8 protein-coding genes are annotated in these 6,482 nt (G+C 72.3%); 6 read left to right on the plus strand and 2 right to left on the minus strand.

The features are described from left to right. The first annotated feature begins 240 nt into the window (after positions 1–240). Positions 241–606, plus strand: coding sequence for an STAS domain-containing protein (locus tag ACFVYA_RS41675; RefSeq protein WP_387053050.1), 366 nt, complete (start codon positions 241–243; stop codon positions 604–606). A gap of 74 nt (positions 607–680) precedes the next feature. On the opposite strand, the gene ACFVYA_RS41680 is transcribed toward ACFVYA_RS41675, so the two are convergent. Beyond that, positions 681–1,646 carry an LLM class F420-dependent oxidoreductase gene (locus ACFVYA_RS41680; protein ID WP_285992366.1) on the minus strand — a complete coding sequence of 322 codons (966 nt, stop codon included), beginning with the start codon at positions 1,644–1,646 and terminating at the stop codon, positions 681–683. Between the two features lie 181 nt (positions 1,647–1,827). Here ACFVYA_RS41680 and ACFVYA_RS41685 point away from each other — a divergent pair, with 181 nt between their 5' ends. From ACFVYA_RS41685 to ACFVYA_RS41695, 3 genes are all read left to right on the plus strand, one after another. Next, on the plus strand, positions 1,828–2,157 hold the full coding sequence (locus tag ACFVYA_RS41685) for a plasmid stabilization protein (protein WP_285992367.1): 330 nt from the start codon (positions 1,828–1,830) through the stop codon (positions 2,155–2,157). A gap of 62 nt (positions 2,158–2,219) precedes the next feature. Then, complete coding sequence (locus ACFVYA_RS41690; protein ID WP_285992368.1) at positions 2,220–2,669, plus strand: ATP-binding protein; 450 nt, start codon at positions 2,220–2,222, stop codon at positions 2,667–2,669. Next, complete coding sequence (locus ACFVYA_RS41695; protein WP_285992369.1) at positions 2,666–3,457, plus strand: SigB/SigF/SigG family RNA polymerase sigma factor; 792 nt, start codon at positions 2,666–2,668, stop codon at positions 3,455–3,457. The genes ACFVYA_RS41690 and ACFVYA_RS41695 overlap by 4 nt, the downstream gene beginning before the upstream one ends. A gap of 31 nt (positions 3,458–3,488) precedes the next feature. Here ACFVYA_RS41695 and ACFVYA_RS41700 read toward each other — a convergent pair whose 3' ends face one another. Beyond that, positions 3,489–5,006, minus strand: coding sequence for a CHAD domain-containing protein (locus ACFVYA_RS41700; RefSeq protein ID WP_387053053.1), 1,518 nt, complete (start codon positions 5,004–5,006; stop codon positions 3,489–3,491). A 124-nt stretch (positions 5,007–5,130) separates the two neighbouring features. Here ACFVYA_RS41700 and ACFVYA_RS41705 point away from each other — a divergent pair, with 124 nt between their 5' ends. Together ACFVYA_RS41705 and ACFVYA_RS41710 are read left to right on the plus strand one after the other, a co-directional pair. Further along, complete coding sequence (locus ACFVYA_RS41705; protein ID WP_387053055.1) at positions 5,131–5,652, plus strand: hemerythrin domain-containing protein; 522 nt, start codon at positions 5,131–5,133, stop codon at positions 5,650–5,652. Between the two features lie 39 nt (positions 5,653–5,691). Further along, positions 5,692–6,482: ANTAR domain-containing protein (locus ACFVYA_RS41710; RefSeq protein ID WP_387053057.1), on the plus strand; the 791-nt coding region annotated here is incomplete at its 3' end.

Consider the following 6,482-nt stretch of genomic DNA (forward strand, 5'->3'; position numbering starts at 1 on the left):
GGGCGCGCGCCACCAGTGGGCCGCTAGCGCTTTAACGGGTCCAGCGCGAGATTACTGCATCCAGCCGGAGCCGGGCACGAGCGGTCACCGCCGCGGCGCGGCGCACACCCGTTCGGAGCAACGACGGTTGCGAGCCGTGGGCGCAGGGTTAGGCTCGGCCGTACGGTTCAACCAGCAGCCGCTCGAACCCCCAGGGCGCGGCGCTGCGGCCGCGCCGCACCAGGACGGCGGCGAACCAGCATGAACCTTCCCCGAGCCCGGCACCCCAACCTCCGGCTGCGCACGGCGTGGCCGGCCCCCCACGCGGTCCTGGTGACCGCCCGCGGCGACCTCGACAGCGCGACGGCGGCCGACCTCGCCACGCTCCTCTCCGACCGCCTGTGGGCGACGCCGGGACGGCTGGTCGTCGATCTGTCCGAAGTGGACTTCCTCGGCGTGGCCGGGATCCGGGTGCTGCTGCACGCGGCGCTGCAGGCCGGGCAGGGCGGCACCGAGCTGCTCGTGGTCACCGGGGCCAATGCGGTGGTGCGGCGGGCCCTGCGGGTGACCGGGGCGGACCGGCGCCTCGCCGTGGCCGATCGACGGCCCGCCCCCGCGCCGGCCTGAGCCGGCGTCGTGCCCTCCCCGTGCGGCACCTGTTCACGCAGTGCCTGTTCACGCAGTGCCTATTCACGCAGTGCTCATCCACGCAAGGCCGGGAGCAGCTCCTTCTCGGCGAAGTCGAGGAAGCCCTCCTGCTGGTCACCGCCGATCTGGACCAGCGCCACGTCGGTGAAGCCCGCCTTCTCGAACTCCCGCACCGCCTCGGCGATCGGCTCCACGTCCGGGCCACACGGGATCGAGCCGGCGACGTCGTCCTCGCGGACGAACTGCGTCGCCCCGGCGAACCCGGCCGGTCCCGGCAGCTCGGCGTTGACCTTCCAGCCGCCGGCGAACCAGCGGAACTGCTCGTGCGCGCGCTTCACGGCGGCGTCGCGGTCGGTGCCCCACGACACGGGCAGCTGCCCGATCTTGCGGCTCGGCGCGCCGCCCAGCTTCGTCGCGTCCCACTCCTGGGACAGCTCCACCTTCGGCTCGACGGCGATCATCGCGTCCGCGACCGGGGCGAACCGCCGGACCGACTGCGAACCGGACACGGCGACGCCGATCGGCACCCGCCTCTCCGGCAGGTCCCACAGCTTCGCCGAGTCGACCCGGAAGTGCTTGCCCTCGTAGTCGAAGTAGCCGCCGTCGAACAGGCCGCCGATGATCTGCACGGCCTCGGCGAGCATCTCGTGCCGGACGTTGGCCGGTGGCCAGCCGCGGCCGATGACGTGCTCGTTGAGGTTCTCCCCCGCGCCGAGCCCGAGGGTGAACCGGCCGCCGGAGAGCGCCTGCACGGTCGCCGCCTTCTGCGCGACCACCGCCGGGTGGTAGCGCATGGTCGGGCAGGTCACGTAGGTCATCAGCTCGGCGCGTTCGGTCACCTGGGTGACCGCGCCCAGCACGGCCCAGGCGTAGGGCGCGTGGCCCTGTTCGTCCAGCCAGGGCGAGTAGTGGTCGCTCATGACCTCGAAGTCGAAGCCGGCCCGTTCCGCCTCGGCGGCGAACCGGACCAGATCGTTCGGGCCTGCCTGCTCGGTCATCAGGGTGTAGCCGATCCGCATCGGCCCTCCTCTCGCATCGGCTGCTCTTCGGGGGTTCCGGGTGGCGGAGCCCCCGGCCCGGGGCGGAGCCCCGGTTGTCACAGCTCTCCGCGTACCCGTGGTCCGCGGTGGGTAACCACCCGACCGGGACGTTTACCCCGTGATCAAGCGGGTACTCGCCCGCGGGACGAAGGGAGCGGACATGCCTCAGTCGTGGAGCGGCAAGCGCGAACGCCAGTACGAGCACATCAAGGACTCGGCCGAGGACCGCGGTGCGAGCACGAAACGGGCCAAGGAGATCGCGGCCCGCACGGTGAACAAGAACCGCGCCCAGTCGGGTGAATCCCGGGAGGCCAGCAAGACGTCGGTGAAGGACAAGTCGCCGCAGCAGCGCGGCGGCGAGCGGTCCGGCAACCGCAAGGGCCCGGGCGGCCCGACGAAGGACCAGCTGTACAACGAAGCGAAGAAGAAGAACATCGACGGCCGCTCGAAGATGACCAAGAAGGAACTCGAACGGGCGCTGGGCCGGTGACGAAACCCGAAATCCCTGATCACCAAGTGTCAGCATTACACCGGATGGGTAGTACCTCACATATGGAAGACACTCGAAGCGACAGCTCGTTCGGTGGCAAGCCGACCGTCGACGAGCTGCTCGACGAACTCGTCGAGCTGCGGCTCCCCGCCATGGCGGAGCAGATCCCGCTGGTCCGGATGCTCACCCACGGCGTGGTCTCGCGCGCGGACTTCGGGCTCGACGCCATCGCCGACGCCAAGATGGCCGTCGACGAGGCGTGCGCGCAGCTCGTCCAGCTGGCCGAACTGGGCTCGCAGCTGCAGTGCCGCTTCCGCCTGGCCCCCGACGGCTTGCACGTCATCGTTTCGACCCGATCGAGTGACCCGCGGCCGCCGAGCGACCGCACGTTCGGGTGGCACGTCCTGACGACCCTGAGCCGGTCGGTGACCGCCTACTGCGACGCGCTTCCCGGCGGGGGTGCGGGCATCGTCACCATCGAGCTGGTGCTCAACCCGGGAACGAGCGCGTGAGCAGCGAGCGGAAAACCCTCCTCCACCGCCCGGACGAATATGCCCACTGCGAGCCGCTGTTCAAGGAACTGGGCGACCTCGACGCCGACGATCCGCGCCGGGACGTCGTCCGGAGCCAGCTGGTCACCGAGCTGCTCCCGCTGGCCGAGCACATCGCGACCCGGTTCTCCGGCCGCGGCGAGCCCCGGGAAGACCTGGTCCAGGTGGCCCGGATCGGCCTGATCAACGCCGTCGACCGGTTCGACCCCGCCCGGGGTCACGACTTCCTGTCCTTCGCGGTGCCGACCATCATGGGCGAGGTCCGCCGGCACTTCCGCGACACCGGCTGGTCCGTCCGGGTCCCCCGGCGGCTCAAGGAGCTGCACCTTTCGCTGAGCCAGGGCTCGGCGGTGCTCTCCCAGCGCCTGGGCCGCGCCCCGACGCCGACCGAGCTGGCGGAGCACCTGAACCTCGACGTCGACGAAGTCCGCGAAGGCCTGCTCGCGGGCAACGCCTACCAGGCGCTCTCGGTCGACAAGCCGGTGCACGACGACGCCGAGGCGTTGTCGCTGGCGGACACCATGGGGGAACCGGACCACGAGATGGCCATGGTCGAGAACCACGAGGCCCTCCAGCCGCTGCTGCAGGAACTGCCGAAGCGCGAGCGCGCGATCCTGGTGATGCGGTTCTTCGGCGGGCTCACGCAGACCCAGATCGCCGACCGCGTCGGGATCTCCCAGATGCACGTCTCCCGGCTGCTGTCGCAAACCCTGGAACAGCTGCGCGGGAAGCTCACCGGCGAAGGCTAGGAGGCGGCCGGAGCGGCCGCCTCCTGGCGGCTCAGCCCAGCCAGCCGGGACGCCCGCCCTTCCGCAGCCGCCGCCACTCCCGCGTGAACGTCTCGCGCAGCTCCGCCGCCCGCCCGGCGTCCCGGGCGTGGAGCATCCCGAAGGTGAAGGTGTTCTGCCCCTCGCCGTGGCCGGCGATGGCGAGGTGGTGCAGGACGTCCCGGCCGACCACGGTGTCCTGGTGCTCGCCCAGCGTGCTCTGGACGGCCTTGACGTTCTTGCGCCACTTCCGCAGCTTCTTCCCGTACACCGGTTTCACGGTGTCGGCCGCGTAGCGGGCCCGTTTGGCCTTCTTGCGGACGTCGTGCAGGGCCTTCTCCTGCTCGTCGCCCGTCAGGCCACGGGCCGCCGCTTCGGCGCGGCTCAGCTTCTCGGCGGCCTTGCGCAGCGGCTTGCGCAGCCCGGCCTTCGCGGGCTTGCGCGCCTTCGCGGTCAACGGCGGTTCTTCCAGCAGGGTGTCCAGCCTGCGCAGCAGCTGCAGGTAGCGCTTGCCGGTCAGCGCCGCCAGCGCGCGAGCCCGCCCCTCCTCGGCCTCACGGGCGAAGTGGCGGGTGAGGAACTGGCGCAGCGGCCCGAAGACGAGCTCTGACGGCACTGCGTCGAGCTGTTCGCGCAGCCGCTCCTCGGTCACTTCGGTGTCCCTGGCCGGCGACAACTGGCGGCCGAGCCACTGCAGCTCGGCCACGAGGGACGCCGTCTCCTTCTTGTCGACGAGAGACCCGAAGGTGCGAAACGTGCTTCGCAGCTTCCGGATCGCGACGCGCATCTGGTGCACCGAATCGCCGGCGTCCAGCCGCACCCCGACGTCCGCCCGGCGCAACCGGCCGTAGTGCTCGTGCAAAGCCGCCAGCACGACGTCGCCGGCGGACGGCTTCTTGCCGAGCCGGGGCGGCGCCGGGACGCGGTCACCGACGAGGCGGCGCAGTTTCGACGGCCACGGCGCCACCGAGGCACCGGCCTCGGTCAGCGCGCGGTCGAACTCCCCGAGCAGCGCCGGTTCGGTCGCCGGGTCCAGTTCGAGTTCCAGTTCGCGCCACTCGTCGAGCCGCGCGGTCGCCCCGCCGGCTTCCCCGGTCACGTGGTCGTCGGTGAGGGTCGCGACGGTGCGGCCGCCCGCGCCGGCGAGGCGGTGGGCGAAGCGGTCGGTGCGCAGGTGCGCGATCGGCACCAGCTTCTCCCCCAGCGTGTACGCCCGCACCAGGCGCCGCAGCCGGCCGGGCACCTTGTGCGGGTCGCCGCCCGGCGGCAGCTGCAGTTCCTGCCGCTCGTCGGCCGACACCGGCAGCTTGAGGTGCCAGCCGGCGTCCGGGCCGCCGACGCGCCGCCGCAGCGTGATGCCGCTGCGGGCCAGCCGGAACGTGGCGGTGTCGTAGTAGGACGCGTCCAGGACGTGCTCCACGGGGTCGTCCTGGGTTTCGACACCGCCGACCCCGACCAGGCGGGGCACCCCGCTGCCGGCGACGATCTCGTACTTGCGTTCGCGCTCGGTCACCTGCGACGGCGCTGCCATGGTTCGTCCTCCCTGAGGGCCGGTTGCCCTTTGAATACCCGGCCGGCGCGCGGCCGACACGGGATTCGGCGCCGGAGCAGCGGGTATCCCACTCTGCGAACCCCAGCCCGGACCAGGAGAGTGCATGAACGGCAACCAGTCCGCAACCGACCTGACGACCGTCCTCGCCGGCGACCACCGCGAACTCGACCGGCTCTGCACCGAGCTCGAGCTCGGCCAGGGCAGCCCGGAGAACCGCAAGGACCTCGCCGATCACCTGATCGCGGAGCTGGTCCGGCACTCCGTCGCCGAAGAGCCCTACCTCGACGGCGACGGCGACCTCGCCGAAGCCGACCGCCTGATGCGGCAGCTCGAAGGCGCCGGGCCGCAGGAGACGCGGTTCGAACGCCTGCTGGGCGGGCTGATCCGCGCCGTGCGGCGGCACGTCCGCGAGGAGGGCGCCGCGGCCGTGCGCGAGATCGGGCGCACCTGCTCCCCCGACCGGCAGGCCGAACTGGGCCGAGAGGTCCTCGAGACCCGCGAGGCCGCACCCACGCTGCCCCACCCCGACCTCGCGGACCGGGTGCCCCAAGCCGACCAGCTGTGGCCGGGACCGGGGTTCGTCGACCGGGCCCGTGCCGCCCTGCGCGCCCCGGCATCGGGTTGAATGAAGGCCTGCACCCGATCCGGAAGACAGTGAGGACCCATGAGCGTCGGCGAAGAGGAGTGGGCCCGGGAACGGGCCTGGTTCGGGCGGGACGGTGACCCGGAGCCGGGGCTGCTGGCCCGGCAGTTCGCCGACCTCACGCGGACCCTGCTCGACGTGACGCCGACGGTCGGCGGGGTGCTCAAGCTCGTCGTCGGAGCCGCGACCGCGCTCATCCCGGACGCCCACCTGGTCAGCGTCACCCTGCGCGACGCCGACGGCACCTTCCACACCCCGGTCGGGACGGATCCGATCGCCGAACGGCTCGACCAGGTGCAGTACGACCACGGCGAAGGTCCCTGCGTCGAGTCGGCCCGGCCGGACGGGCCGGCCGTCGGCTGGTCTCAGGACCTGGGCCGGGATCCGCGCTGGCCGGCGTTCGGCCCGGCCGCCGCCCGCCACGGCTTCCACTCGGTGCTGGCCACCGCCCTGCTCCCGGACGTCCGCCCGCCCCGGCTGTCCGGCGCGCTCAACATCTACTCGCGCACCCCGGGCGCGTTCGACGCGCAGGCGATCGACGTCGCCCTGCTGCTGGCGACGCACGCGTCACTCGCACTGGCCCACACCCAGGCCGTGGCCTCGGCCGAGCTGGAAGCGGCGCACCTGCGCCAGGCGGTGGACAGCCGCGACGTCATCGGGCAGGCGAAGGGCATCCTGATGCAGCGCCGCGGCATCACCGCCGACGAGGCCTTCGACGTCCTGCGCCGCGCGTCGCAGGACCTCAACGTCAAGCTCGCCGATCTGGCGAAGGCCCACGCCACCCGGCACAACGAAGTGGAACTGGCGGTCGC

Source organism: Amycolatopsis sp. NPDC058278 (genome assembly GCF_042881395.1).
Classification (GTDB): domain Bacteria; phylum Actinomycetota; class Actinomycetes; order Mycobacteriales; family Pseudonocardiaceae; genus Amycolatopsis.

Bases quoted from the DNA above. Each gene is read 5' to 3' on its own strand.
- ACFVYA_RS41675 (WP_387053050.1), top strand. From the start codon at position 241: ATGAACCTTCCCCGAGCCCGGCACCCCAACCTCCGGCTGCGCACGGCG.
- ACFVYA_RS41680 (WP_285992366.1), bottom strand. From the start codon at position 1,646: ATGCGGATCGGCTACACCCTGATGACCGAGCAGGCAGGCCCGAACGAT.
- ACFVYA_RS41685 (WP_285992367.1), top strand. From the start codon at position 1,828: ATGCCTCAGTCGTGGAGCGGCAAGCGCGAACGCCAGTACGAGCACATC.
- ACFVYA_RS41690 (WP_285992368.1), top strand. From the start codon at position 2,220: ATGGAAGACACTCGAAGCGACAGCTCGTTCGGTGGCAAGCCGACCGTC.
- ACFVYA_RS41700 (WP_387053053.1), bottom strand. From the start codon at position 5,006: ATGGCAGCGCCGTCGCAGGTGACCGAGCGCGAACGCAAGTACGAGATC.
- ACFVYA_RS41705 (WP_387053055.1), top strand. From the start codon at position 5,131: ATGAACGGCAACCAGTCCGCAACCGACCTGACGACCGTCCTCGCCGGC.